Source organism: Roseburia sp. OM03-7AC (genome assembly GCF_003462625.1).
In the GTDB taxonomy this organism is placed as follows: domain Bacteria; phylum Bacillota; class Clostridia; order Lachnospirales; family Lachnospiraceae; genus Roseburia_C; species Roseburia_C amylophila.
This window is the reverse complement of the sequence record NZ_QTZJ01000002.1, coordinates 43,689-69,727: the sequence shown is the minus strand read 5'-3', so window position 1 is coordinate 69,727 and position 26,039 is coordinate 43,689. Positions and strand designations below refer to the sequence as shown.

Below are 26,039 nucleotides of genomic sequence, written 5' to 3'. Positions count from 1 at the left end.
CGTCACTTCTGACAATTTCCAATCACCCGGAATACCTGCTCTGCCGTATAGCTCATATTCTCATATGCCACTGTCTTCTGCATGGCTTCTTCCAATGTCATCACACCTGGTAAAATTGGAAATGCTCCATCTACAAGCTGCATTTCATCCTGCACTTTCCGGACGCCCTGTGGTTCAATGCTGCCGGCAAATACCAGTACCATGCAGTCCTTTTCTTTTGCCCGCTTTGCAATTCCAACCGGCGCTTTTCCCATAGCAGTCTGTCCGTCAAATCTTCCTTCTCCGGTCACTACGATATCAGCTTCACTTAATTCTTTCTCCGGCAATACCGCATCTAATACTATCTCTACGCCCGGACGTAAATCCCCGTCCAGATAGGATGCAAATGCGAAGCCCAGTCCGCCTGCTGCTCCGGCTCCCGGAAGATTCCGGTTATCTGTCTTTAACACCTCTTCCGTCACATCTGCCAGATGGGAAAGTGCATCATCAAGCCGTCCTACCATTCTGGCATCTGCGCCCTTTTGCGGTGCAAACACCGCACTGGCTCCCCTCTCACCACACAGTGGATTCGTTACATCACAGGCAATTTCAAACCGGCATTCCTCCAGCCGCCTATCCATTCCATCGATGTCCACACGGGCAATTTCTTCTATCTCTTCTGCTCCAGGGCATATTTCGGTTCCATCTTTTTTATAAAAATGACAGCCTAATGCCTGCAGCATTCCGGTTCCACCATCATTCGTAGCACTGCCGCCGATTCCAACGATAAATTTACGGCAGCCCTTTTCCAGTGCCTGCTGTATCAATTCACCAACACCATAGGTTGTTGTATGCATTGGATTGCGCTGGTCATCAGGTACAAGTGGCAGACCAGCTGCTTCTGCCATTTCTATTACAGCAGTTTTGTCCGGAAGAATCCCATAGACCGCCTTTACTTTCTGACCAAGTGGTCCTGTCACTTCTGCTTTTTCCAATCTGCCATTCAGACCGCTTGTCAGCGCAGATACTGTTCCTTCGCCACCGTCTGCTACCGGCTTTATAATTATTTCTGCTTCAGGCATCGCCCTCTTTATTCCTTCTTCCACTGCTTTTCCTGCCTCTAAGGAACTTAAGCTGCCTTTTAATGAATCTATTGCTACAATTACTTTCATTGGATTTTCCTCGTTTGTTTATTCTACCACCTGAAGTATGTCACAAAAATCATGAATTGAAAAGTCTGAACTATTACATTTCGCGGCACTGCCTATGGCAATTGCCACCATTCCGGCTGCTTTTGCGGCCTGTATACCAGCCTCTGCATCTTCTACCACATAACAGAGTTCCGGTCTCACCAACAGCATATCTGCTGCCTTCAAAAAAACTTCCGGATTCGGTTTGGAATGCTGTAATCCATTTCCGTCTGAAATTGCATCAAAATATCCCGTCAACGTCGTTCTTTCCAGAATATATTTTGCATTTTTACTGGAGGAACCGACCGCAAGAAGATACCCCATATTTTTTAACTGTGATAATGCTTCCCTTACTTCAGCTTTCACATCCTGCGGAGTCATCTGTGATAATAACCGGCGATATATTTCATTTTTCTTTTCTGCCATATGTTCTTTTTCTTCATTGGTGTAAGTCTTATCTGAGTCTTCTAATACAATCTCAAGACTTTCCATACGGCTGATTCCACGCAGTCTGTCATTTTTCTTCTCATCAAATGGAAGATTTAATTCATCTGCAAGACTTTTCCATGCCTGATAATGATACTGGTCTGTATGCACCAATACTCCATCTAAATCAAATATGATTGCCTTCATATCCTTATTCCTTTCCATATTTCAAATGCAGGTCATCTTTCAAAATATATTTTTTTTCCTGGACTTTTATCGTTACCGGTTCCTTGCTCTTTCCGCTGCTGCATAAATGGAGTGAAATATTTTCTTTATCTATAAAGCAGTCCATTTTTTGTCCATGCACCATAACAGAAAATTTTATGGAATTCCAGTGTTCCAAAAGATGTGGAGCTAATATAATACCATCTTCATCACAGGATACTCCTGCAAATCCTGCAACAACACATTTCCAGATTCCGCCTAAGGATGCTGCATGAATACCATCTACAGAATCCTGTGGGTTGTCGCATAAATCCGTTTCCAATGCCTTGGCAAAAAATCTTTCTGCCATCTCCATCTCCCCTATTTCTGCGCAAATCTGTGCATGGGCGCAATAACTTAAGGAGGAATCATGCAAAGTCCTTTTTTCATAAAACAGAACATTTTTCTTTACAACATCTGCTGGAAACAGTCCCGGAAAAAGTGTAAACAGCATTACTAAATCTGCCTGTTTCAATACCTGCATATCTACCACTTCATCTCTGGAATAATCCAGCAAAACGGATTGTTTCACAGGTGATTGTCTGTATTTTTCAATATCCTTTAATTCTTCTTTGCCAAGAAATGCATCATCTTGCGGAATAATTCCATTTTTATCCGGCTTTGGAAGGTAAATGTGTTCCAGAAAATACTGCCACTTTTCCTGCATGACTTTCAGGGTTCCATTTTCCTTCATCTTTTTAACATATGGACTATCCAATGTTTCCTTGGATGCTTTCAGGGCAAGTTTTACATTATATGCCGCCATATAATTGGTATAAGCATTATTATCAATATGCTCATTATATTCATCCGGTCCGATGATATTGAGAATTTCCAGTCTTTCATTCCGTTCTTCTGCTCTGGACACCCAGAAATTTGCTGTTTCACAAAGTATTTCTGTTCCATACTGATTCAAAAACTCCCTGTCATTACTCCAATAATAATAACGGCTTATTGCAAATGCAATATCTGCGGTTACATGATGCTCTTTGATACCCGACCATACTTTATTTGCCTTACCGGTATGTATATTTAACGCTGCATAAAGCGGTGTTTCTTCAAAGCCATCCTTTGCACATTCCCAGGGATACATAAATCCCTGAAAGCCATACTCTTCTGCTTTTCTTTTTGCACCGGCTTTTCCTCTATAGCGGTACTCCAATAACTTTCTTGCCGCCTCCGGAAACTCAGCGACAAAAAATGGCAGGATGAACAATTCTGTATCCCAGAATACATGTCCTTTATAACCTTCACCGGTTAACCCTTTTGCCCCTATGCTATACCGGTTGGTATAAGCCGGATCCATGCCATACATCTGATACTGTGCATATGCAATTCCTGCCTTTTCCTGCAGACTGGCTCCATCAATTTCAATTGCAGCTCTTTGGCAGAACCCTTCCATACTTTTTTTCTGGTTTGCTATTGCCCGCTCATATCCACGCTTTAACTGCTGCTGTATTTTTTCTAATTTTTCTTCCAGAACATCTTTACATTCTGCGGAATCTTCCTGTATATGAGAAATCCGAAACAGAGTTATCGCATCTCCCTTTTCCATTAAGATGCTGTTTTTGGCGTAGATACTGCGTCTCTTTAAATGATAGGAGCAGTCCTGCTGTTCCTGATTTTTTTCAAAACAGGTTCCTGTCAGTATTTCCAGTCCATCATCCTGCAGTGCGCCATGATATGCCATAATCTCTTTTCCATAGACTCTGCATTCTGTTTTTTGAAAATGAGAAGTTCCGGAATTGGTTATCTGTCCATTAATTCCATATTCAAATGTAACTGTTGTCTTATTTCCATCTAGCAATGTTACTTCTGTCTTATGGTAAAATAGGGTTTTTTCAAAATCTGCTGCAAAACGTTTTGACCGGAGTAGAAAACGTAGTCCATTTTGTGTCCGGAACAGAATATTTATCCACAGTTCCCCGGTATAAAGATTTAATTTTCTTTGAAATTCCTCTACCCGGACATTGTCAAGGTTCACTGACTCTCCCTGTATATACATGCCTAATTCTACCACATCAGGACAGTTCACAAGTTCTGTTACTTCACCATCCTGTGCTTTCTGGTATAATCCGCTCACAAACATACCGGGAGTTGCATCAATGCCTCTCAACTCCAGCATTGCCCTGACTCCAAAGTGACCATTGCTCTGTGCAAATACTGATTCTGTTTTTGCTATGTAACGTCTGTTATAATGCTCTTCCGCCAGCCAAAGCCCCTCTTTATTTTTGATTGGTTGATAATAGAACATACTCCACTCCTATTCTTCCAGCATGACAGGTTCTCCACTCTCCGCTGAACGATACAATGCATCGATTAATCTCTGCACATAATACCCTTGTTCTGCTGTTACCAGCAATTTTTCTTCACCTCTTACCGCCTTTATAAAATTATATAAAGCCTTTGTATGAAGCTCCATTTCTTCTATAAACGGATAGGATGTATTGCTCATTTCTGCACCCTGATAAATCTCCAGTGGAAAAAGTGATAGTCCACTCTTTTCTCCACAAAGTTCAACATTCCGCTTATCCTTTTCTTTTATATTTAATGCAAAAGCTGTCTCCAGCTGCATAACTCTTCCGTCAGTAAAACTGATGAATCCAAACAAACTGTCTTCCACACTATATTTATCCGGATTCCATTCTCCCATAATTCCTTTTCTTCCAGTCTTTCCGATTTTGTCAAAACTGCCGGCACACACATATGCTATTTCCGGATAATCCAGAAGATAACAGGCAAGATCTAACATATGGGCCCCAATATCAATGAGCGGACCACCGCCCTGCATTTCACGATTGGTAAAACATCCCCATCCCGGGATTCCTCTTCTGCGCACCCAGGAAGCTTTGGTATAATAAACGGTTCCCAAGTCACCTTTATCTATTTTTTCTTTGGCAATTGCTGTATTTCTTCCATGCCGGAAATGAAAATCATAGGTAAGGAGCAATCCATTCTTTTCTGCAAGCTGCCACATTTCCAAAGCTTCCTTTGGGTTCATTGCAGGAGGTTTCTCACAAAATACATGACAGCCGGCATTTAAAGCTTCTATTGTCAGTGGATAGTGAAATTTATTTGGAACACAAATGCTCACTACATCCGGTTTTACTTCCCGAAGCATTCTGGTACTGTCCTGATAATATGCAGGAATATCAAAATCCTCTGCAAGCCTTTGTGCAGCTGCCTCATTTGCATCACTTACTGCCACGATTTCCACATTTTCCATTGAACGGTATGCCGGAATATGGGAAGTTCTTGCAATCTGACCTGATCCTATAATTGCGGCTCGAATTACTTTCTTTTCTTCCATTCTCTTTCTTCCCTTCTGTCATGTATATCTGTCTTTAAATAAACTGTTTCATATAAGTTACTGATTTCTGATATGCTTCCAGTGGATTCTCTCCACGGATCCTTCCTTCATTTACTACAGCACCATCAAATCCAATTTCTTTTAATGTCTGCATATGACGTTTAAAATCAATAGAACCGGTACCCGGCTGATAACGATGATTTTCTGCAATATGTACATGACCGATATAATCTTTGTATTTTCTTAAGGTCTCAGAAATATCATCCTCTTCAATGGACATATGATAAAAATCTGCTGTAATCTGGACATTTTTGAAATGTCCCATGTCAATCATGTCTACACCGTCTTTGGTTGTATTTAACATATGATCCTGGTAACGGTTTAACGGTTCAAGATAAATTTTCACACCATATTCTCCAGCTACCGGATCCAGTTCTTTCAGGGAATCCTGGATGGCTTTCACATCACCTTCATGACTTCTTGGTGAAACCATAGGTGGCAGACGATAGGTAAACATACCCCATGCTGCCGGAACGACAACGCCTGTTCCACCTACTTCTGCAATATTTTTTAAAATAACTTTTAAATCTGCGATTCCATTAAGACGACGCTCTTCTATAAAGTCACCAATCCAGCCACGATATCCGCCACACGCAGAAGATACCGGAAGTCCAGACTCTTTGATTGCCTCTTTTAATTCATCCTTCTGTTCCATCAGAACTTTTCCATCGATTTCAAAGCATTCAAATCCCATTTCTTTTGCAAATGTAAGTTTCTCAACTAAATCTTTTGGAAAAAAATCTCTATCCTGTGTTCCAAGTAACATATTCTGTTCCTCCTTTTCAATAAAGCCCTTTGTTATTTAAATGTTACACCAAGCTTGATGCTCTTATCCGGTTCTCTGTCTACATATTTGCAGAATCCTTCTGCACTTTCTTCAAATGAAATAATCGGATATACAATATCACGGCAATCTAAATATCCATTCATCAGCATATTCCATACCACATCTTCAATTCTCTTTCTTGTCCATCTTGGATATTCTGGCAATGGCTCTGAGCAGGCTCTGGAAAATACAATTTTTGCCTGATTAAAATGACCTGCCTGTCCTAACCAAAGACCTGCCGGAAATGGTTTTGCAAATGCTGCATAGGCAATGGTTCCATTGTATGCAACTCCTTTTAATGCGGACTGTAATGCCTGCATGCTTCCACTGGTTTCAATAATTCCATCTGCACCCATTTTTCCGGTTGCTTTTTTAATTTCATAACCAACATCACACTGTGTCGGATCAAAGGTGAAATGAGCGCCCATTTTCTTTGCTACTTCTCTACGATGTTCAATCGGGTCTACACCAATTACAACTGCTGCACCAGCTTTTACTGCAAGCTGTAATGCAATCAGACCAATGGCGCCAAGACCAATAACTGCTACACAGTCTCCCGGTCTTACTTCCGCATCACGGACCGATGCCAAAGCAAACTGAGCCGGGTCATAGCATACTGCATTTGCTGCAGAATCTGTCGGTTTCATTTTACGGAGCTTATAATTATTAACTGCTTTTACAATCTGGGTCTCCTTAATCTGTCCATAAGAACATACTCTGTCACCTACTTTATATTCAGTAACATCTGCTCCTGCTTCGATAATGGTTCCAACAAACATATTTCCAAGTGGTAAATCACCAAAGACAATTCCTCTTGGTTCATCTTTATCTCTTTGTACAAACATTCTCCACTCATCATCAAATTTTCCATCAATAAAAGGAGTGGTTCCACGAAAATCTGCCAGCTCTGTTCCATGCTTCGGGGCTGCAAACTCAACCTTTACCTTTACTTCATCTGATGCGATTGGTCTGTCTTCATACTCTACCAGTTTTGCCTCTCTTGGGGCTGTTGCGACTAATTTTTTCATATTAATATTCTCCTTTTTCTATATTAACCTTTCACGCCGCCTTCGGTTGCGCCGCTCTTTATGAGGTTCTGACTAAATGCATACATAATTACAATCGGCAGTGAAGTTACAAGCGATGCTGCCATCATTCTGCCCCAGATATAATCCGGTGTATTAAACAGTGAATTCAATCCGATTGTAATCGTCAATTTATCCGGTGAATCTAAGAATATGGAAGCAAATAATACATCATTCCATGCAATCATAAACGCATATACAAATACGGAAATCAGACCCGGAATCGACAATGGTGTCATAATACGGAAAATAATACCCATTCGTGACAAACCATCTACCCTTCCTGCCTCTTCCAGCTCATATGGCACAGTTTCAAAATAACTTCGTGTCATATAAATAGCTGTCGGCAATGTCTGGATAATCATACAGATAATTACTGCTTCTCTTGTATTTCGTAATCCGATAGATGCAAGCATCTTATATAATGGTACAATCAATAAAATTCCGGAAAACATATATACAAAGAAAAACATTTCTGTCATTACATTTTTCCCTTTAAAGCGAAGTCTTGCCAGTGCATAGCCTCCTAAGATTCCAAGGAACACTACCAGCACTGATGTAATCAACGCTATGTACATACTGTTTTTAAAATACTTCATAAACGGAAAAATACTCTCATTAAATATGTCTGCAAAATGCTTTAATGTAAAACTTCTTGGTATTATTGTCGGTGGATATCCAATTGTCTCTGAAGTTTCTTTCAGAGAGACGCTCAGCATCATAATCATTGGAAATACTAATACCGCCAGAACTGCAATGAGTATTACATAAAAGACGATATTCTTACGAATTTTTCTCGCATTCCTATTCTTCTTTCTCACTGCGGAGCACCACCTTTCTAACCATTATTACACAGGCAAATATCAGTACAAATAACAGTAATGATATTGCTGCTGCCTTTCCAAAATCATGTGTTGCAAATGCCATGTCATACAGATATACACCGATAACATCTACCTGTTTCGTCAACAGATATACTTCTGCATAAATGTAGAATACCCAGATGATACGCAGGCTTACTACGGTAACCATTGTTGATTTTAATGCCGGGTATGTTACTACCTTAAACTTCTGCCATGCTGTTGCTCCATCTATATCTGCTGCTTCATACAATGATTTATCAATGGTCTGAAGAATTGCAGTAAAAGAAAGATATGCATACGGGAAGAAGCGCCAGATACAAAACAGTGCAGCCAGTATAAAAGCACTGACCGGCTGGTCAAACCAAAGCGGCACCTCTTTTGCAAGATGTAACACATCCACCACAATATAATTTATAATTCCATAAATATTATTGAACATATAACGCCAGGCAAAAATCAGACATACCGACGGAATTACATAAGACAATATTATTAAAGAATTTACCAGTTTTTTACCTACAAATTTACGGTTCAAAAAGCACGCCATTGCAAGTCCAACTACCGTACTAAGTACAACTACTACAAATGTAAACACAAGTGTTGTAATTACACTGTGATAAAAGGATGGATCCGTTAATACAGATATATAATTATCTAATCCCACAAATACAGAAGGCTTACGTGGGTTTACCGGAACGTCCAGAACACTGATATACATGTTATAAAGCATTGGATAGCCAATTAATGCTGCCAGCAGAATCAAGCTTGGGGCTAACAGCAGATATGCAAATTTTGTATCGCTTAATGCTCTTCTTTTCCTCATCTTTTCTACCTCATTTTATCAGGAAAGTGCTGATATTTCCGGGGCACATAATATCCTGTGCCCCTTCCATATCATTTTTCTTATTTCAGCATTGCTTCAACTTCTGCCTGAGCATTTGTCAGCTCTGTCTGAGAGTCGCTTCCCTGTACTACTACGTTGTTAATCATCTTGCTTAAAATTCCTTTGTTGGTAACATCACCCATTACCATGTAATTTTTACCATCTACACATCCGAACAGCTTAAGATTATCAAATGCTACTCCAACTTCGTCTAAGAGATGTGCCAGTGGAACAATTGCTTCATTCTCTTTGTATGCTGCATCTTCTGCTACTTCACCTAATACCGGCTGGATTCCACCAGGAGCCATCAGAAGCCAGGATTCATTGTTTTCTTTTTCCAGCATAAAGGATACAAATTTCTCTGCTGCTGCTTTCTCTGCATCACTTAATCCGGAAGCAATGGATAATACGATAACGCAACCATATGCTGCCTGCTGTGTCTTATTTGGTAATGCCAGTTCTACATCATCCAGGAAACCTGCTTCCTGAACAGCACTTAAAATATAAGTAGAATACAGGCATAATGGTGCATTCTGATTTATAAATGCATCTTTTACATCTGCAACTTCAGTAGAACCCGGCATAGAATAAGATGAAAGCTCTTTATAGAAATCTAATGCTTCTTTCATTTCCGGTGTATCAATGGTTACATTTCCATCTGCATCAAATACATTTGCTCCATTGGAAATTGCGAACTGTGAAAATACCTGTTCACTAAATGCAGATTCTGATGTAGGTAATGCAATTCCGTACTGTTTGTTGTCCGGATCATAAAATGCTTTTGCAATTTCTAATACATCATCCCAGTTCTGAGGTACATCAAATCCTTTTTCCTTTAACATTGCTGTATTACACCAGATTCCCTGTACCCATCCGGAAACAGGAACTCCAACATAGTCATTTCCATCTTCTGTTTTAATTACGTTTAATGCTCCATCAAAGAAAGCATCTTCACCTTTTCCGTCAATAACCTCTTTATTTGCTTCCAAATCAATAAAATCATTCGTTACACTTGTCTTTGCCTGATCCTGTGAGAATTCCATAACTGCCGGAAGTACACCGGTTCCACCAAGGGATGTGATTTTTGTATCATAATCATCCTCATTTGTAGGCATCTGTTCTACCTTAATTCCAGGATTCTCTGCTTCAAACTCTTCAATCAGTTTTGCAATTACATCCTGTCTTTCCTGCTCTACCTGCATATGCATAAACTGGATAGTAACCTCTTCTCCTGCATCTGCTGTCGTATCTGTTCCTTTTTCAGAATTTCCATTTCCTGAATTGCTGCCGCAGCCAGCCAATGTTCCAACGGTCATTGCTGCTACTAACATCATGCTTAAAATTTTCTTCTTCATATTCCTTCTCCTTTTCCTTTATTGTGTGAGTTATTTTCCAGAATCCATGCTGCTTCATAGCCAGAAAGTACAAGTGTTCCTTTTATCTCCTTACCGGTCAGAAGATTTTTTCCACTCACTTCATTCTCACCACTCTGCCACACTTCCTCTGAAATATTAATATATATGGTAAGCCGTTCTTCCTCCGTAAATCTTCTGATGTGAAAGACCTTGGAAGAAGTCTGGATTACTTCCTGTTTTGCCTCCGGTGCAAATGCCGGATGTTCTTTCCGGATATTAATTCTCCGGATTAGTTCTTCGAATATTTTCTTCCGGTTTGTTTCTTCTGTAAGCTGTCTCTCCAGCCAGCTTACGTCCAGCTGTTCCCGGTTTATTCTTCTGTAAATTCCAGATACTGCCTTATCATAATAATCATTTCTGGAACCCAGAAGACTATGAATATAAATTGCAGGAAGTCCCTGCATACTAAGTAAAATTGTTTCTGCTGCAAGAAATCTTTTTATTCTGATCTCATCCGAATCTTCCGGGGAGGCAAGTGCATCCTGATAATTGATATTTAATTCATATGGACTTTTTGTTCCGTCTCCATTATCTTTATAAGAGACTTCTCCACCATTCCGAAGAGTTGCATCAACCATAAGCTGAATTTCTTCCTTTGTTAATATTCCCTCTACCGGACGGACACCAATTCCATCATGGGAACTCAAGAAATTAAAATAGGTACATCCCACCGGTGGTTCCGATAAATTTTTTGCCCATTCTGTTAATTTTTCAGAGTTCCCTGTAAGAATCGAAAACATAACCAATGGTGGCAGTGGAAACTGGTATACCATATGTGCTTCTTTTTCGCCCTCACCAAAATAACTGATATTTTCTTTATGAGGCACATTTGTCTCCGTAATAATCAATGTTCCCGGTGCTGCTTCATCTAAAATTTTGCGGAAACTCTGCACCACCTTATGTGTCTGCGGAAGATGCATACATGTTGTTCCAAGTTCTTTCCACAAAAAACCAATTGCATCCAGCCGAATCATTCTTGCACCATTCTGTGTATAGTACAAAAGAATAGATAAGATTTCTTTGTATAAATCAATACTCTGATAATTTAAGTCAATCTGATCCGTACTAAATGTTGTCCAATAGCTCTTTTTCCCTTCCTTAGTGTCAAATTCTGTCAGCAAAGGAAGTGCTCTTGGTCTGGTCACTTTGCTGTAATCAGCCTTTGGATCTGCTTCTATAAAAAAGTCTTTATATGGTTTTTCTCCTTTTAAACATTTTTGAAACCATTCATTTGATTTTGAACAGTGATTAATTACTGCATCAAACATTAAATCATACGATTCACCAAGTCTGTTTACATCTTCCCAGTCACCCAGTGCCGGATTTACTTTTCTGTAATCGCTCACCGAAAAGCCATCATCTGATGTATAGGGAAACATCGGCAGAATATGTACTATACTGATAGCATCCGCTACATGCTTTTTCAAAAAATCATTTAATACTTTAAGTCCCGGTTCTTCTTTATCTGTGATAGAATCACCATAAGTAATCAGAACTGCGTCTTTCTGTGTAAGCCATTGCTTTGTATTCTTCTGCGGACTATTTTTTATCAATTCATCCACATCCTTCAACAGCTGTTCTGCTTCCTTTTCTCCATATATCTGTCTATATAATTCTCTTAATTCTTTTTCCAGTTCCTGTCTCATAATTTTCTCCTATGTATCAGGTTGTTAAACAATTTTGTCATTTGTTGACAACGTTGTCATTTTATGTTAAAAAAATAATTTTTTCTGCCGGAGATTTCTCCCCGGCTTCGTATTAAGTTGACTCTCTTTCTAATACTTCAGGCTGGAACTCTATTACTTTTCCACCTTCTATTTTTTCACCTCTAATTAATTTTACCAGCCGGTCAATACACTCTTTTGCCAATTGTTCAAAATTCTGATCAATTGTTGATATTCTTGGATAATAATATTTTCCAATCGGAATATTGTCTACACCTAATACCGCAACATCTTCTGGAATCCTCAGCCCATGTTCATGTATTGCCTGATAAACACCGAGTGCTCTTTCATCTCCTGATATGAAGAAAGCGTCCACATTTCCCTCTGCCAGCAATTCATTGGCTTTTTCATACGCAAGCTGTATGGAATTTACACCAGAATAAACTCTGTATTTTCCCTCTTTTCCTTTTACGGAATCTTCAAATCCTTTTATACGGTTCTGTGTAGATAAGAACTTTGCTTCTCCGACCAAAAATGCTATATTGCGGTATCTGCAGCCAGTCAGATATTCACCGCCTTTATATCCTACCTGATAGTTATCCAGACTGACGGCGTAGGTCTCATCATCATCCGGTTCTCCAAACATTACATACGGAATATTGTGTTCCCGGAAATATACTGCCCTCGGGTCACTGTGTACATTTTCCAGCAGGATTGCGCCATCTGCCATTCCATTTGCCAGCAGAGTAAATCCGTCTGTATCATCATCAATACACCTTGTACTGTTAGATGGTGACATCACAACCTTCATTCCACTTTCTTTTGCATAGCGGAAAAGGTATTTCAGCATCAAAGTATGCCAGTTGCTCAAATGTTCTTCTCCATGCCGGTCGGTAAATATCATGATTATATTGGTTTTCTGTCCTTTCAATCCCCGGGCAAACATATTTACCTGATATCCCGTTTCCTTAATTGCATCTAATACTTTTTTTCGGGTGCGCTCCGATACATTAGAGTCCTGATTTACAACTCTTGATACTGTTTTTACGGAAACTCCACACATATCCGCCACATCCACTATTGTTACATTACTTGATTTCTTCTTATTGTCTTTCGTTGTCATATGCACTTTTCACAACCCATCTTTCTTTGTCTTACGTTGTCATTATACATAATGTTAGTAATTTCGTCAACATCTCTCTTCATAAAATTATACACAAAATGTATTTTCCATTTTTGTTCAATCTATCCAAGTCTGCATCTTCATCCGGTGAATCTATTCTTATATATGTCAGGAAGGGAAACTCCGGCCTATCAAGCCAGAGCTTCCCTTCCATTAGCTCTGCCAGTTCACAGAACTGACTCTTATTCTTCTGTAGAAGCAGTTACTTCTTCTTTTGCTTCTGTCTCTTCGATTTCATCTGTCACAGGTGCTTCATCGAATCCGTCAAAATCATCAAAGGAGAGTTCTTCCTCTTCGTTTACATCTGTGTTCAGTTTGATGTTACGATAACGCTTCATACCAGTACCAGCCGGAATCAGCTTACCGATAATTACGTTCTCTTTCAGACCAATCAATGGGTCAATCTTGCCCTTGATAGCTGCTTCTGTCAGAACCTTAGTTGTCTCCTGGAAGGATGCTGCTGATAAGAAGGAGTTGGTTGCCAAAGATGCTTTGGTAATACCAAGTAATACCTGTTTACCTTCTGCCGGCTCTTTGCCTTCTTCCTCTAACTGCTCATTCATCTCTTCGTAATCCAGATTATCTACTAATGTTCCTGGCAGGAACTCAGAATCTCCGTTATTTTCAATACGAATCTTCTTTAACATCTGACGAACGATAACCTCGATATGTTTATCATTAATCTCAACACCCTGCAGACGGTATACACGCTGTACTTCCTGAATCAGGTAATCCTGTACGGCACGTACGCCCTTAATCTTAAGGATATCGTGTGGATTTACAGAACCTTCGGTCAGTTCATCACCAGCCTCTAATACTGCGCCATCCATAATCTTAATTCTGGAACCGTAAGGAATCAGATAAGTCTTAGTCTCACCTGTTTCATTGTTTGTTACAATGATCTCACGTTTCTTCTTGGTATCTTTAATGGTTGCAACACCACCAAATTCTGTGATAATTGCAAGTCCCTTAGGCTTTCTTGCCTCAAACAGCTCCTCGACACGAGGAAGACCCTGTGTAATATCGTCACCGGCAACACCACCGTTGTGGAATGTTCTCATGGTAAGCTGTGTACCAGGTTCTCCGATAGACTGAGCTGCGATAATACCAACTGCTTCACCAACCTGTACCGCCTGACCGGTAGCCATATTGCTTCCATAACATTTTGCACAAACTCCGATGTGGGAACGGCAGGTAAGAATGGTACGGATTTTAACCTTGGTTAATGGCTCTCCATTCTCATCTACACCCTTGCTCATAATTGCTGCAGCACGTTTTGGTGTAATCATATGGTTTGCTTTTACAAGCACATTACCATCTTTATCGCAAATTGTCTCACAGGAGAATCTTCCTGTAATACGCTCTTCAAGACTTTCGATTTCTTCTTTTCCATCCATGAATGCTTTGACATACATACCAGGAATCTCTCTTCCTGTGCCTGCGCAGCAATCAGATTCACGGACAATCAGATCCTGTGATACGTCTACCAGACGTCTGGTTAAGTAACCGGAATCGGCGGTACGTAACGCAGTATCGGACATACCTTTTCGGGCTCCATGTGCGGACATGAAGTACTCCAATACTTCAAGACCTTCACGGAAGTTTGATTTGATAGGCAGCTCGATTGTTCTACCGGTTGTATCAGCCATCAAACCACGCATACCTGCTAACTGTTTAATCTGTTTATCAGAACCACGGGCTCCGGAATCTGCCATCATGAAGATGTTGTTGTATTTATCCAGACCGGAAAGCAGTGCTTCTGTCAGCTCATCATCAGTCTCTTTCCATGTTTCAACAACTTCTTTGTAACGCTCTTCCTCTGTAATAAGACCACGTTTGTACTGTCTTGAAATGCGGTCTACCGTATCCTGAGCCTTTGCAATCATTTCCGGTTTCTGAGGCGGTACTGTCATATCTGAAATAGATACGGTCATAGCTGCTCTTGTAGAGTACTTGTAACCCATGGACTTAATATCGTCTAATACTTCAGCGGTCTTGGTTGCTCCGTGTGTATTAATAACTTTTTCCAGAATCTGTTTTAACTGTTTCTTTGCCACATGGAAATCGATTTCCAGTACCAGTTCATTTTCAGGCTTGCTTCTATCTACAAAACCTAAATCCTGAGGAATGATTTCATTGAAGATAAATCTTCCCAGTGTTGACTCAACGACACCAGTCTTAACAGTTCCATCCGGCATTGTCTTATGAACACGCACATGGATTCTGGAATGCAGTGTAAGTGCCTGATTCTCATATGCCAGAATTGCTTCGTTTACGCTCTTATAGTATCCACCTTCTCCTAAGGAACCTGGTCTTTCCTGTGTCAGATAGTAGATACCAAGAACCATATCCTGTGAAGGAACGGCTACAGGGCCTCCATCAGAAGGTTTTAACAGGTTGTTCGGTGAAAGCAGCATAAAACGGCATTCTGCCTGTGCTTCCTGTGACAGTGGTAAATGGGCAGCCATCTGGTCTCCGTCGAAGTCGGCGTTGTATGCGGTACATACCAATGGGTGAAGCTTAATTGCTTTACCTTCTACCAGGATTGGCTCAAATGCCTGAATACCGAGTCTGTGCAGTGTAGGAGCACGGTTCAGCATAACCGGATGCTCTTTGATGACGTCTTCTAAGACATCCCAGACTTCCGGCTGTAATCTTTCAACCATCTTCTTTGCACTCTTAATATTGTGTGCAGTTCCGTTTGCAACCAGCTCTTTCATAACAAACGGTTTAAACAGCTCGATTGCCATTTCTTTTGGCAGACCACACTGATAAATCTTAAGTTCCGGTCCTACGACGATAACGGAACGTCCAGAGTAGTCTACACGTTTTCCAAGAAGGTTCTGACGGAAACGTCCAGATTTACCTTTCAGCATATCGGACAGAGATTTCAGAGCACGGTTACCAGGTCCGGTTACCGGTCTTCCTCTTCTACCGTTGTCAATCAGGGCATCTACTGCTTCCTGTAGCATTCTCTTCTCGTTACGAACGATGATATCAGGTGCACCTAACTCTAACAATCTTCTCAGACGGTTGTTTCTATTGATAATTCTACGATATAAATCATTTAAATCAGATGTTGCAAAACGTCCACCATCCAGCTGTACCATAGGACGTAAATCTGGTGGGATAACGGGGATAACGGTCATAATCATCCACTCCGGTTTGTTTCCGGATTCACGGAAGGATTCTACCACTTCCAGTCTCTTGATGATTCTTGCACGTTTCTGGCCGGTAGCATCTTTTAATTCTGCTTTCAGCTCTGCTGCGTCTTTTTCCAGGTCAATTGCCTGTAATAACTCAAGAATGGCTTCTGCACCCATTCCAACACGGAAAGAGCTGCCATATTTTTCCCTTGCATCCTGATATTCCTGCTCGGATAATACCTGCTTTACAGATAAATCTGTAGAACCTGCATCCAGTACGATATAGGAAGCAAAGTACAGAACCTTCTCCAATGTTCTTGGAGAAAGATCTAAGATTAATCCCATACGGGATGGAATTCCTTTGAAGTACCAGATATGGGATACCGGAGCTGCAAGCTCGATATGTCCCATACGCTCTCTACGAACGCTGGCTTTGGTGATTTCAACACCACAGCGGTCGCAGACAACACCTTTATAACGAATCTTTTTGTACTTACCACAATGACATTCCCAGTCTTTGCTCGGTCCAAAAATCTTCTCACAGAATAATCCGTCTTTTTCCGGTTTCAAAGTTCTATAGTTAATGGTCTCAGGTTTCTTAACTTCTCCTCTGGACCACTCTCTGATTTTCTCAGGTGATGCCAGACCAATCTGAATTGCATCAAACTGTATCGGCTGGTAAGTTTCCTGTTTTACTGTTCCTGGCATTAATGACACTCCCTTCCTATTTATTCTTCGTCAAGAACTTCATCGGCAGCATCGTCAAAATCGAAGCCTGCGTCATCATCCTCTTCCTCTTCTTCTACGTTGTTGAGTTCTCCACTCTCAGAATCAAATTCCTGTTTGGTAAAGCCCATCTTTCCGAAGGACTCACTGTCTTCAAACGCGAAATCTTTATCGCCTGAGATAATGGAATTCAAATCTGTGTTACCATATTCGCTGGTCTCCATCAGTTCAACTTCGTTACGGTCTTCGTCTAATACTCTGACATCAAGACCAAGGGACTGAAGTTCTTTGAGAAGTACCTTGAAGGATTCTGGGATTCCCGGTTCAGGGATATTGTCACCCTTAATGATTGCTTCGTATGTCTTCACACGGCCAACCACGTCGTCGGACTTCACAGTCAGAATCTCCTGTAATGTGTAAGATGCACCATAAGCTTCCAGTGCCCAAACCTCCATCTCTCCGAAACGCTGTCCACCAAACTGAGCTTTACCACCCAGAGGCTGCTGTGTTACTAAGGAGTAAGGACCGGTAGAACGTGCATGAATCTTATCATCTACCAGATGATGCAGTTTCAGGTAATGCATGTGTCCAATGGTAACCGGTGAGTCAAATTCTTCTCCGGTACGTCCGTCACGAAGCTGAACCTTTCCATCACGGGAAATCGGAACACCCTTCCATAATTCTCTGTGGTCTCTGTTATCGGAAAGATACTGCATTACATCTTCACGCAGTGTATCTTTATATTTTGCTTCAAATTCTTCCCATGTGGAGTTAACATAATCATTTGCCAGTTCCAGGGTATCCTGAATATCAATCTCCCGTGCGCCATCAAATACAGGAGTCTCAATGTTAAATCCAAGTGCTTTCGCTGCAAGACTTAAGTGAATCTCCAGGACCTGACCGATATTCATACGGGAAGGTACACCCAATGGGTTCAATACAATATCCAGCGGACGACCGTTCGGCAGGAATGGCATATCTTCTACCGGAAGTACACGTGAAACGACACCCTTGTTACCATGACGTCCAGCCATCTTATCTCCAACGGAGATTTTTCTCTTCTGTGCAATGTAAATACGAACTGCCTGATTTACACCAGGGGATAATTCGTCACCATTTTCTCTTGTAAATACTTTCGCCTCTACAATGATACCATATTCACCATGTGGTACTTTCAGGGAAGTGTCCCTTACTTCTCTTGCTTTCTCACCGAAGATGGCACGTAACAGTCTTTCTTCTGCAGTAAGCTCTGTCTCTCCCTTTGGAGTAACCTTACCTACCAGAATATCACCGGCACGGACTTCTGCACCGATACGGATGATTCCTCTTTCATCAAGGTCTTTCAACGCATCATCGCCGACACCAGGAACGTCTCTTGTAATTTCTTCCGGTCCTAATTTAGTATCACGGGCTTCTGCTTCATACTCTTCAATATGAACAGATGTATAAACATCATCCTGTACTAATCTTTCGCTCAGAAGAACAGCGTCCTCGTAGTTGTAACCTTCCCATGTCATGAATCCGATTAACGGGTTCTTTCCAAGGGCAAGCTCACCATTAGAGGTAGATGGTCCATCAGCAATTACTTCTCCAGCTTCTACATGATCACCTTTGAACACAATTGGTCTCTGGTTGTAGCAGTTGGACTGGTTGCTTCGTGAGAACTTGGTCAGTTTGTATACATCTCTTGTTCCATCATCATTCTTCACGGTAATCTGATTTGACTCAGATTTTTCAATAGTACCGGATTTCTTTGCAACTACACATACACCGGAGTCTACTGCAGTTTTGGTTTCCATACCGGTTCCTACTACAGGAGCTTCTGTGGTAAGAAGAGGTACTGCCTGACGCTGCATGTTGGATCCCATCAGTGCACGGTTCGCATCGTCATTCTGCAAGAACGGAATCAATGCAGTAGCAACTGAAAATACCATCTTAGGAGATACGTCCATATAATCAAACATCTGCTTGTCATATTCCTGTGTCTCGTCTAAGTAACGGCCGGAAACGGAATTTCTTACGAAATGTCCTTCTTCATCCAGTTTTTCATTCGCCTGTGCTACATGGTAATTATCCTCTTCGTCTGCGGTCATGTATACAACATCTTCTGTAACACGCGGATTCTTAGGATCTGTTTTATCAATCTTACGATATGGTGCCTCAATGAAACCATATTCGTTAATTCTTGCATAACATGCCAGTGAGTTGATAAGTCCGATGTTCGGTCCTTCAGGAGTCTCAATAGGGCACATTCTTCCGTAATGGGAGTAGTGTACGTCTCGAACCTCGAATCCAGCACGGTCTCTGGATAAACCACCTGGTCCTAATGCGGATAAACGTCTCTTATGTGTCAGCTCACCCAGCGGGTTGTTCTGATCCATGAACTGTGACAGCTGGGAAGATCCGAAGAACTCTTTCACTGCTGCGGTTACCGGTTTGATATTAATCAGGCTCTGTGGAGAAATTCCTTCCTGATCCTGGGTGGTCATACGCTCACGAACCACACGTTCCATTCTGGAAAGTCCGATTCTGTACTGGTTCTGTAATAACTCACCTACGGCACGGATACGACGGTTGCCTAAGTGGTCAATATCGTCATCATTTCCAATGCCCCACTCCAAGTGCATATTGTAGTTAATGGATGCGAAAATATCTTCCTTGGTGATATGCTTCGGAACCAGTTCAGATACGTTTTTACGAATTGCTTCCTTGATATCTTCCAAGGATTCATTTTCATCCAGGATTTTCTTTAATGCCGGATAATATACCAGCTCAGTAATACCAACTTCCTTCGGTACTACATCAACATAGGTAGTGAGGTCTACCATCATATTAGAAAGAACTTTTTCATTTCTTTCTTCTGTAGCAATATATACTGCCGGAACAGCTGCGTTCTGAATCTCTTCTGCAAGCTCTCTGGTCAGCTCTGTTCCTTTTTCGATTACCTCTCCGGTAGTCTCAAGAACAACATCTTCAGCCAGCACTTTTCCGCGTAAACGGTTCTTAAATGCCAGCTTCTTGTTAAATTTATAACGACCTACTTTTGCCAGGTCATAACGTCTTGGGTCGAAGAACATTGCGGTAATCAGGCTCTCTGCACTGTCAACAGAAAGAGGCTCGCCCGGACGAATCTTCTTATATAATTCCAGAAGACCTTCCTCGTAGCTTGTAGCAACGTCTTTTCCAAAAGATGCTAAAATCTTTGGCTCTTCACCAAATAAATCTATAATTTCCTGGTTGGTTCCCAGTCCTAATGCACGCAGTAATACTGTGATTGGCACTTTTCTGGTACGGTCAACACGTACATAGAAAATATCATTAGAGTCTGTTTCATACTCTAACCATGCTCCACGGTTTGGGATTACGGTACAGGAATAGAGTTCCTTACCTACTTTATCATGCGCAATGCCATAGTAAATACCAGGGGAACGAACCAACTGGCTTACGATAACACGCTCTGCTCCATTGATAACGAAGGTTCCGGTCTCTGTCATGAGAGGTAAATCGCCCATAAAAATCTCATGTTCATTAATTTCATCTGTTTCTTTGTTATACAGTCTGACTTTTACCTTCAAAGGAGCTGCATAAGTTGCGTCTCTCTGTTTACACTCCGGAATTGTATACTTCACATCATCCTCACATAATGTGAAATCCACAAATTCCAAGCTAAGATGTCCGCTATAATCCTCAATCGGAGAGATATCTGCAAACACTTCTTTCAGGCCCTCGTCTAAGAACCACTGATAGGAATCCTTCTGGACCTCAATCAGGTTTGGCATTTCCAATACCTCTTTTTGTCTTGAGTAACTCATACGTATGCCTTTTCCAGCCTTCACCGGACGTATTCTGTTTTTCTCCATTGACGTTTCACCTCTCGTTTTTTATTCTCAATCCACTAAATTTCAGCAAATTATATTCTTCGGGCTTCATTTCCTAAAAAAGGATATAGTAAAGCCACCTCACCACAATAGTGCAACGTATATGATACCACAAGTAGTTTTCTAAAGTCAAGCATTATTTTCGCACAATATGCATATATTTTTCAATATTGGGGAATAATTTTCATCCTCGCAGTGATGCAGCCTGCCATCTGCGTTTTTTATAGCTGTCTAATATCAGAAAAAGCAGCCATGAAATGCTTTTTTCTTTGCATCCCATAGCTGCTTTTTTCTTTACCCTTTTTCTTTATTTTTCTATTCTATTACATATTTCATTATCTATTTTATTGATTCCGGTTTTATTTTAAGTCCACATCCAGTTCTGCAATACTTTCACCTGCACCATTTTTGTTGGTTACGGATATATGGATTGTACTCTCTCCATTATAAAGCAGCATAATCCGTTCACTCTGGCTTCCATCCTCATTTGGGGTAAACCGGCCGCCTAACCACCACATTGCATTGCCTGCTTCGTCGGTAATAAATATATCCGGGTCATTATGTGGGTCATTGTACGGTGCGCCGGTAATATCCGGGAGCTGCATGTCAACGTTCAAGACGGCACCGGTTTTGATCACCTGACTTACTGCAACACCATTATCTTCTTTATTTACTGCGATAGTCTCATTCTTGGAAGTATCCACATGCACCGGGAAGGAGAGCTGCCAGTCTCCGCTTACTTTTGTGGTGGTCTGATATTCTCCATTTTCATCCCATGCATCGGAAAGATAGCCTTCCAAGGTGTCTATGCTCCAGGTTACGGTAAAATCTTTCAAGTCCGAAATATCAATCGGATTATCATTTTCATCAGTCAATGTTGATAAATCAATTTGTTCCATCTTCACATAGCTTCCGTCCTCTGCCTTTTCAAAAGGCTGCCCGATTGCCGACTGAATCAGGGTTTCATTGATAGAAACATTTTCCATCACCTTATCACTCTGCGGTCCCATAATCCAGTCTGATTCATTCAGTTTTTCATTGTCTGTGCTAAGGGTGGTTGTGTAGTAAAGCAGGTAACCATCGCAATACACATCCGAAACGCTTATCTTTACTCCACTCTGGTCTGTTTCCAGCACACACTGATTATCCGAAGCCAATTCCGTGGACTCTTTTCCAATGGTAGAATAGATATCCGAAAGTTCCTTTTCATCTTTATCTCCCTGTGTTGCGCCAATCAGTTTTCCGATTGTGTTGCTGTAGATGCTGTCTGCCAGTGCAGAATTAGAAAATCCTGCTACTCCTACTGCAACCGCACAGGCTGCTGCCATTCCTGCCGCAATTTTTCTTATATTTTTATTTTTCTTATTCCTTGTTTCCATGTTCATACGTTTTACCTCCATCCGGATTCTCGTTTTATACCGTTCCTTTTCTTCGAAGGATAACTCTTCTACTTCATATTCATTCAAATCAATTTCCGCATCATTTAACATTTCATAGATTTTATCGTCTTTCATCTCTTCATGCCTCCTTCTGTTTCAAATACATGTTTCTCATTTTCTGCTTTCCTCTGGATACCCGGTTGTAAATGACATCTCTCGGAAGTCCGGTATCTTCGCTTATCTGCTCTACAGATTCTTCCTCTACAAATAATTTCATAAATATTTTCCGGTCAAGAGGTTTCAGGCACAAAAGCAATTGTTCTACTTCATGGCTTAATTCCCCTTCTATCAGTTGTTCTAACATCCTGTCATTTTCCGCCGCTGTCACATCATCCATACAAAGCTGTTCCAAGTCCCGCTTATATTTTCTAAGATAGTCGATGGCTTCGTACCGGGCAATGGCTGCCGCCCAGTTCTTGAAGCTGTTCTTCTTATCATCAAAGGATGCTGCGTGTTCCCAGATGGAAAGCAGCACATCGTTCATGCATTCTTCCTGTTTCTGTGGCATGGTAAATAAGTGTTTCCGGATGACTGCCTTAAGCAATCCACCATACATATCTATGACATAAATCAATGCTTCTTCATTATGCAATTGTAATTGCTGAATATAATTCTTCTCTGTTATCTTCATTGTTATCCTGCCTTTTGCTTCATGCACCATGGTTTGCATTTTTGCAGCTACACTTATTATTACGAATCTGGTGTCTTAAATCTATCACTTTTATAAAAATATTTTCTATAAAACAAAGAACCTTCCAGCATTTCTGCCAGAAGGTTCTTCTTGTTGATGTCTCATTCTACTGGAAGCTGTCCCAGTCTTTCTGCATAAATAAGTATGTAATTAGTGGGCACAATACTGCGCTGATGATACTTTTTACCACTCCAACTCCGCCAAAGATATTGATTACCAGACCGATTGCTGCACATGCAATCATCAGATAGAATCCAACCTTTTTCTGTGCAAACAAAATCAGGCCGGCACCTACGATAATAAGCACTTCTGCAATGAGGCTGACAATCAGCAGTGGCTGAATGAGCATTAACGGAATCATCATTACTCCGGAAATGATATTGATTACAAATACAATCCAGAGCCATACCTTAAGTCCTGTGTTCATAACTAATCTCCTGTTCTTATATTGTTTTCAAGTTACGCTACTATTATTACATATTTTCTTTTTACGTCAATAGGTCTAAAGTCCTATAAACTACAAGAAAATCGGATCCATATTTCTATGAATCCGATTCCTATCATTTCTAATTCAGTTGTGAATTAAAAATTATTTTAATGTTACTTTAGCACCTTCAGCTTCTAATTTAGCTTTGATGTCATCAGCTGTAGCTTTGTCAGCCTGCTCTTTTACGATCTTCGGAGCGCCATCTACTAAGTCTTTTGCTTCTTTTAAGCCTAAGCCAGTAGCTTCACGAACTACTTTGATAACCTTAACTTTGTTTGGTCCAACTTCTGTTAACTCTACGTCAAACTCAGTCTTCTCTTCTGCTGCTGCTGCGTCTCCACCTGCTGCTGCAACTACAACGCCTGCTGCTGCGGATACACCGAACTCTTCTTCACAAGCTTTTACTAATTCATTTAACTCTAATACGCTTAACTCTTTGATAGCGTCAATCATCTCAGCTGTTGTTAATTTAGCCATTTTAATTTACCTCCGTTTTTGGTTTTGTTTTCAATAAAATTGGTTTGCAGATTATTCTGCTGCTGGAGCTTCCTCTGCAGGAGCTTCTACTGGAGCTTCTTCTGCAGGTGCTGCCTCTTCTGCCTTAACTTCTACGTCTGCTGCGCCGCCTTTTTCAGCGATCTGATTAATAACACGAGCGAAGTTTGTAATAGGAGACTGGATACTTCCAAGGAATTTGGAAAGTAATTCTTCTCTGGATGGGATTGTAGCGATTGCTTTCATTCCATCTGCATCATAGAAGGTTCCTTCTACTACGCCGGCTTTAATCTCAAGTGCAGGAGCTGTCTTTGCAAATTTAGCAATTACTCTTGCAGGTGCTGTTGCATCTGTTGTTGAAATTGCGAATGCGTTTGGTCCTTCCAATACGTCGGAAAGGCTTTCGAAATCAGTTCCTTTGATTGCAAAATTAACTAATGTATTCTTATATACTTTATAAGCAACACCAGCTTCTCTTAACTGCTTACGCAGCTGAGTATCTTCTGCAACGGTAAGTCCACGGTAGTCAACGACTACTACTGACTGTGCATCTTTAATCTGCTCAGAAATTTCCTGTACGATAGGCTGTTTAAGTTCTACTTTTGCCACGAATCGTGCACCTCCTTCTTTATTTTTCATCTTGCGAAAGACAGGTACATTACCTTAAAAAATCCTCTCTGTGGAAGACAGAGAGGATTTGAAATCTCATTTACAAATACATAAGTATCTGCATTTCCTCGGTAGGTTCTCTACGGTTACGCCTTACGGCACCTACTGTCTTCGGCAATATGCTTTGCTATTATAGCAATTAATATCTTGGATGTCAATAACAAAAACTAAACAAGCTTCAGTGGGTTGATTTTTACACCCGGTCCCATGGTAGGAGCTACAGAAACGCTCTTCATGTACTGACCTTTTAATGTAGCCGGTTTTGCTTTGTTTACGGCATCAATAAGAGTCTGGAAGTTGTCCGCTAATTGTTCTTCACTAAAGGATGCTTTTCCAATTGGCACATGGATAATATTTGCTTTGTCTAATCTATACTCGATTTTTCCGGCTTTGATATCGTTTACTGCCTTGGTAACGTCCATAGTAACAGTTCCAGCTTTTGGGTTTGGCATTAAGCCCTTCGGTCCAAGTACACGACCAAGACGTCCAACAACACCCATCATATCAGGAGTTGCAACAACAACGTCGAAGTCAAGCCATCCTTCGTTCTGGATCTTCGGAATTAATTCCTCTCCACCAACGAAATCAGCACCTGCTGCCTGAGCCTCGTCTAATTTGGTTCCCTTTGCGAATACTAATACTTTTACAGCTTTACCAGTTCCGTGTGGTAATACAACTGCACCACGGATCTGCTGATCTGCGTGACGTCCGTCACATCCGGTACGAATGTGAACTTCGATAGTCTCATCAAATTTTGCAACGGCTGCTTTCTTTGCAAGTCCGATTGCTTCTGCCGGATCATATAAAGTTGCTCTATCAATTGATTTTGCAGCTTCTAAATATTTCTTTCCTCTTTTCATTCTAAATAACCTCCTGTGGTATTATCGGGAGTGGAACCCTCCCACGTATTTTCGTTTCTTCTGGGTTACTCTTCTACTTCAATACCCATACTTCTTGCTGTACCAGCGATCATGCTCATTGCAGCTTCAACAGATGCAGCATTTAAGTCTGGCATTTTCAGCTCAGCGATTTCCTGAAGCTTAGCTTTAGAAATTTTTGCAACTTTTGTCTTGTTAGGAGTTGCTGATGCACTCTTTAAGTTGCAGGCCTTCTTCAGCAGTACTGCTGCTGGAGGAGTTTTTGTAATGAAGCTGAAGCTTCTGTCTGCGTAAACAGTGATAACTACAGGAACGATTGTGTCTCCCATATCTGCTGTTTTTGCATTAAACTGTTTTGTGAATTCCACAATATTCACACCGTGCTGACCTAAAGCAGGTCCAACAGGTGGTGCCGGAGTTGCTTTGCCGGCAGGAATCTGCAATTTGATATATCCTTCTACTTTCTTTGCCATTTGAGGTTG

General features: G+C 41.0%; 20 protein-coding genes and 1 other annotated feature. All 20 genes read right to left on the bottom strand.

Going from position 1 to position 26,039, the window contains the following annotated elements:
- Positions 1-2: 2 nt before the first annotated feature.
- On the bottom strand, positions 3-1,151 hold the full coding sequence (locus DXB39_RS06695) for a glycerate kinase family protein (RefSeq protein ID WP_117841451.1): 1,149 nt from the start codon (positions 1,149-1,151) through the stop codon (positions 3-5).
- 18 nt (positions 1,152-1,169) lie between these two features.
- Positions 1,170-1,802 (bottom strand): beta-phosphoglucomutase, encoded by a 633-nt coding sequence (gene pgmB, locus DXB39_RS06690; protein ID WP_117841452.1) that lies wholly within the window; start codon positions 1,800-1,802, stop codon positions 1,170-1,172.
- 4 nt (positions 1,803-1,806) lie between these two features.
- On the bottom strand, positions 1,807-4,113 hold the full coding sequence (locus tag DXB39_RS06685; protein ID WP_117841453.1) for a glycosyl hydrolase family 65 protein: 2,307 nt from the start codon (positions 4,111-4,113) through the stop codon (positions 1,807-1,809).
- 9 nt (positions 4,114-4,122) lie between these two features.
- On the bottom strand, positions 4,123-5,169 hold the full coding sequence (locus tag DXB39_RS06680; RefSeq protein ID WP_117841454.1) for a Gfo/Idh/MocA family protein: 1,047 nt from the start codon (positions 5,167-5,169) through the stop codon (positions 4,123-4,125).
- Between the two features lie 34 nt (positions 5,170-5,203).
- A complete protein-coding gene (locus tag DXB39_RS06675; RefSeq protein ID WP_117841455.1) occupies positions 5,204-5,995 on the bottom strand; it encodes a sugar phosphate isomerase/epimerase family protein in 792 nt (263 codons plus the stop codon).
- A gap of 32 nt (positions 5,996-6,027) precedes the next feature.
- Positions 6,028-7,083 carry a zinc-dependent alcohol dehydrogenase gene (locus DXB39_RS06670; protein ID WP_117841456.1) on the bottom strand — a complete coding sequence of 352 codons (1,056 nt, stop codon included), beginning with the start codon at positions 7,081-7,083 and terminating at the stop codon, positions 6,028-6,030.
- Positions 7,084-7,106: 23 nt separating this feature from the next.
- The gene (locus DXB39_RS06665; protein WP_227709594.1) at positions 7,107-7,961 is read right to left on the bottom strand and encodes a carbohydrate ABC transporter permease; all 855 of its coding nucleotides are present in this window, start codon (positions 7,959-7,961) and stop codon (positions 7,107-7,109) included.
- Positions 7,945-8,826, bottom strand: a complete 882-nt coding sequence (locus DXB39_RS06660; protein ID WP_117841457.1) for a carbohydrate ABC transporter permease — start codon at positions 8,824-8,826, stop codon at positions 7,945-7,947. The genes DXB39_RS06665 and DXB39_RS06660 overlap by 17 nt, the downstream gene beginning before the upstream one ends.
- Before the next feature lie 80 nt (positions 8,827-8,906).
- A complete protein-coding gene (locus DXB39_RS06655; RefSeq protein ID WP_117841458.1) occupies positions 8,907-10,241 on the bottom strand; it encodes an ABC transporter substrate-binding protein in 1,335 nt (444 codons plus the stop codon).
- Positions 10,238-11,947 (bottom strand): sugar phosphorylase, encoded by a 1,710-nt coding sequence (locus DXB39_RS06650; protein WP_117841459.1) that lies wholly within the window; start codon positions 11,945-11,947, stop codon positions 10,238-10,240. Before DXB39_RS06650 ends, DXB39_RS06655 begins: the two co-directional genes overlap by 4 nt.
- Before the next feature lie 112 nt (positions 11,948-12,059).
- Positions 12,060-13,088, bottom strand: a complete 1,029-nt coding sequence (locus DXB39_RS06645; protein ID WP_117841460.1) for a LacI family DNA-binding transcriptional regulator — start codon at positions 13,086-13,088, stop codon at positions 12,060-12,062.
- A 242-nt stretch (positions 13,089-13,330) separates the two neighbouring features.
- A complete protein-coding gene (rpoC, locus tag DXB39_RS06640) occupies positions 13,331-17,002 on the bottom strand; it encodes a DNA-directed RNA polymerase subunit beta' (RefSeq protein WP_117697278.1) in 3,672 nt (1,223 codons plus the stop codon).
- Between the two features lie 20 nt (positions 17,003-17,022).
- Positions 17,023-20,880 carry a DNA-directed RNA polymerase subunit beta gene (gene rpoB / locus DXB39_RS06635; RefSeq protein WP_022242932.1) on the bottom strand — a complete coding sequence of 1,286 codons (3,858 nt, stop codon included), beginning with the start codon at positions 20,878-20,880 and terminating at the stop codon, positions 17,023-17,025.
- Positions 20,881-21,257: 377 nt separating this feature from the next.
- The gene (locus DXB39_RS06630; protein ID WP_117841461.1) at positions 21,258-22,412 is read right to left on the bottom strand and encodes a DUF4179 domain-containing protein; all 1,155 of its coding nucleotides are present in this window, start codon (positions 22,410-22,412) and stop codon (positions 21,258-21,260) included.
- Positions 22,413-22,416: 4 nt separating this feature from the next.
- Positions 22,417-22,968, bottom strand: a complete 552-nt coding sequence (locus DXB39_RS06625; RefSeq protein WP_117841462.1) for a sigma-70 family RNA polymerase sigma factor — start codon at positions 22,966-22,968, stop codon at positions 22,417-22,419.
- 166 nt (positions 22,969-23,134) lie between these two features.
- Positions 23,135-23,455 carry a hypothetical protein gene (locus DXB39_RS06620; RefSeq protein WP_022242929.1) on the bottom strand — a complete coding sequence of 107 codons (321 nt, stop codon included), beginning with the start codon at positions 23,453-23,455 and terminating at the stop codon, positions 23,135-23,137.
- A 162-nt stretch (positions 23,456-23,617) separates the two neighbouring features.
- Positions 23,618-23,992, bottom strand: a complete 375-nt coding sequence (gene rplL / locus DXB39_RS06615; protein WP_117697286.1) for a 50S ribosomal protein L7/L12 — start codon at positions 23,990-23,992, stop codon at positions 23,618-23,620.
- A gap of 51 nt (positions 23,993-24,043) precedes the next feature.
- Positions 24,044-24,619 (bottom strand): 50S ribosomal protein L10, encoded by a 576-nt coding sequence (gene rplJ / locus DXB39_RS06610; protein WP_022242927.1) that lies wholly within the window; start codon positions 24,617-24,619, stop codon positions 24,044-24,046.
- Between the two features lie 47 nt (positions 24,620-24,666).
- Positions 24,667-24,812: a sequence feature (ribosomal protein L10 leader region), on the bottom strand.
- A 34-nt stretch (positions 24,813-24,846) separates the two neighbouring features.
- Positions 24,847-25,539 carry a 50S ribosomal protein L1 gene (rplA, locus tag DXB39_RS06605; protein WP_022242926.1) on the bottom strand — a complete coding sequence of 231 codons (693 nt, stop codon included), beginning with the start codon at positions 25,537-25,539 and terminating at the stop codon, positions 24,847-24,849.
- Between the two features lie 65 nt (positions 25,540-25,604).
- Positions 25,605-26,030 (bottom strand): 50S ribosomal protein L11, encoded by a 426-nt coding sequence (rplK, locus tag DXB39_RS06600; RefSeq protein WP_117841463.1) that lies wholly within the window; start codon positions 26,028-26,030, stop codon positions 25,605-25,607.
- Positions 26,031-26,039 lie beyond the last annotated feature (9 nt).

Bases quoted from the DNA above. Each gene is read 5' to 3' on its own strand.
- DXB39_RS06675 (WP_117841455.1), bottom strand. From the start codon at position 5,995: ATGTTACTTGGAACACAGGATAGAGATTTTTTTCCAAAAGATTTAGTT.
- rpoB (WP_022242932.1), bottom strand. From the start codon at position 20,880: ATGGAGAAAAACAGAATACGTCCGGTGAAGGCTGGAAAAGGCATACGT.
- DXB39_RS06685 (WP_117841453.1), bottom strand. From the start codon at position 4,113: ATGTTCTATTATCAACCAATCAAAAATAAAGAGGGGCTTTGGCTGGCG.
- rplK (WP_117841463.1), bottom strand. From the start codon at position 26,030: ATGGCAAAGAAAGTAGAAGGATATATCAAATTGCAGATTCCTGCCGGC.
- DXB39_RS06695 (WP_117841451.1), bottom strand. From the start codon at position 1,151: ATGAAAGTAATTGTAGCAATAGATTCATTAAAAGGCAGCTTAAGTTCC.
- DXB39_RS06650 (WP_117841459.1), bottom strand. From the start codon at position 11,947: ATGAGACAGGAACTGGAAAAAGAATTAAGAGAATTATATAGACAGATA.
- rplL (WP_117697286.1), bottom strand. From the start codon at position 23,992: ATGGCTAAATTAACAACAGCTGAGATGATTGACGCTATCAAAGAGTTA.
- DXB39_RS06630 (WP_117841461.1), bottom strand. From the start codon at position 22,412: ATGAAAGACGATAAAATCTATGAAATGTTAAATGATGCGGAAATTGAT.
- rplA (WP_022242926.1), bottom strand. From the start codon at position 25,539: ATGAAAAGAGGAAAGAAATATTTAGAAGCTGCAAAATCAATTGATAGA.
- DXB39_RS06625 (WP_117841462.1), bottom strand. From the start codon at position 22,968: ATGAAGATAACAGAGAAGAATTATATTCAGCAATTACAATTGCATAAT.
- pgmB (WP_117841452.1), bottom strand. From the start codon at position 1,802: ATGAAGGCAATCATATTTGATTTAGATGGAGTATTGGTGCATACAGAC.
- DXB39_RS06645 (WP_117841460.1), bottom strand. From the start codon at position 13,088: ATGACAACGAAAGACAATAAGAAGAAATCAAGTAATGTAACAATAGTG.
- DXB39_RS06620 (WP_022242929.1), bottom strand. From the start codon at position 23,455: ATGAACACAGGACTTAAGGTATGGCTCTGGATTGTATTTGTAATCAAT.
- DXB39_RS06670 (WP_117841456.1), bottom strand. From the start codon at position 7,083: ATGAAAAAATTAGTCGCAACAGCCCCAAGAGAGGCAAAACTGGTAGAG.
- DXB39_RS06655 (WP_117841458.1), bottom strand. From the start codon at position 10,241: ATGAAGAAGAAAATTTTAAGCATGATGTTAGTAGCAGCAATGACCGTT.
- DXB39_RS06660 (WP_117841457.1), bottom strand. From the start codon at position 8,826: ATGAGGAAAAGAAGAGCATTAAGCGATACAAAATTTGCATATCTGCTG.
- rpoC (WP_117697278.1), bottom strand. From the start codon at position 17,002: ATGCCAGGAACAGTAAAACAGGAAACTTACCAGCCGATACAGTTTGAT.
- DXB39_RS06680 (WP_117841454.1), bottom strand. From the start codon at position 5,169: ATGGAAGAAAAGAAAGTAATTCGAGCCGCAATTATAGGATCAGGTCAG.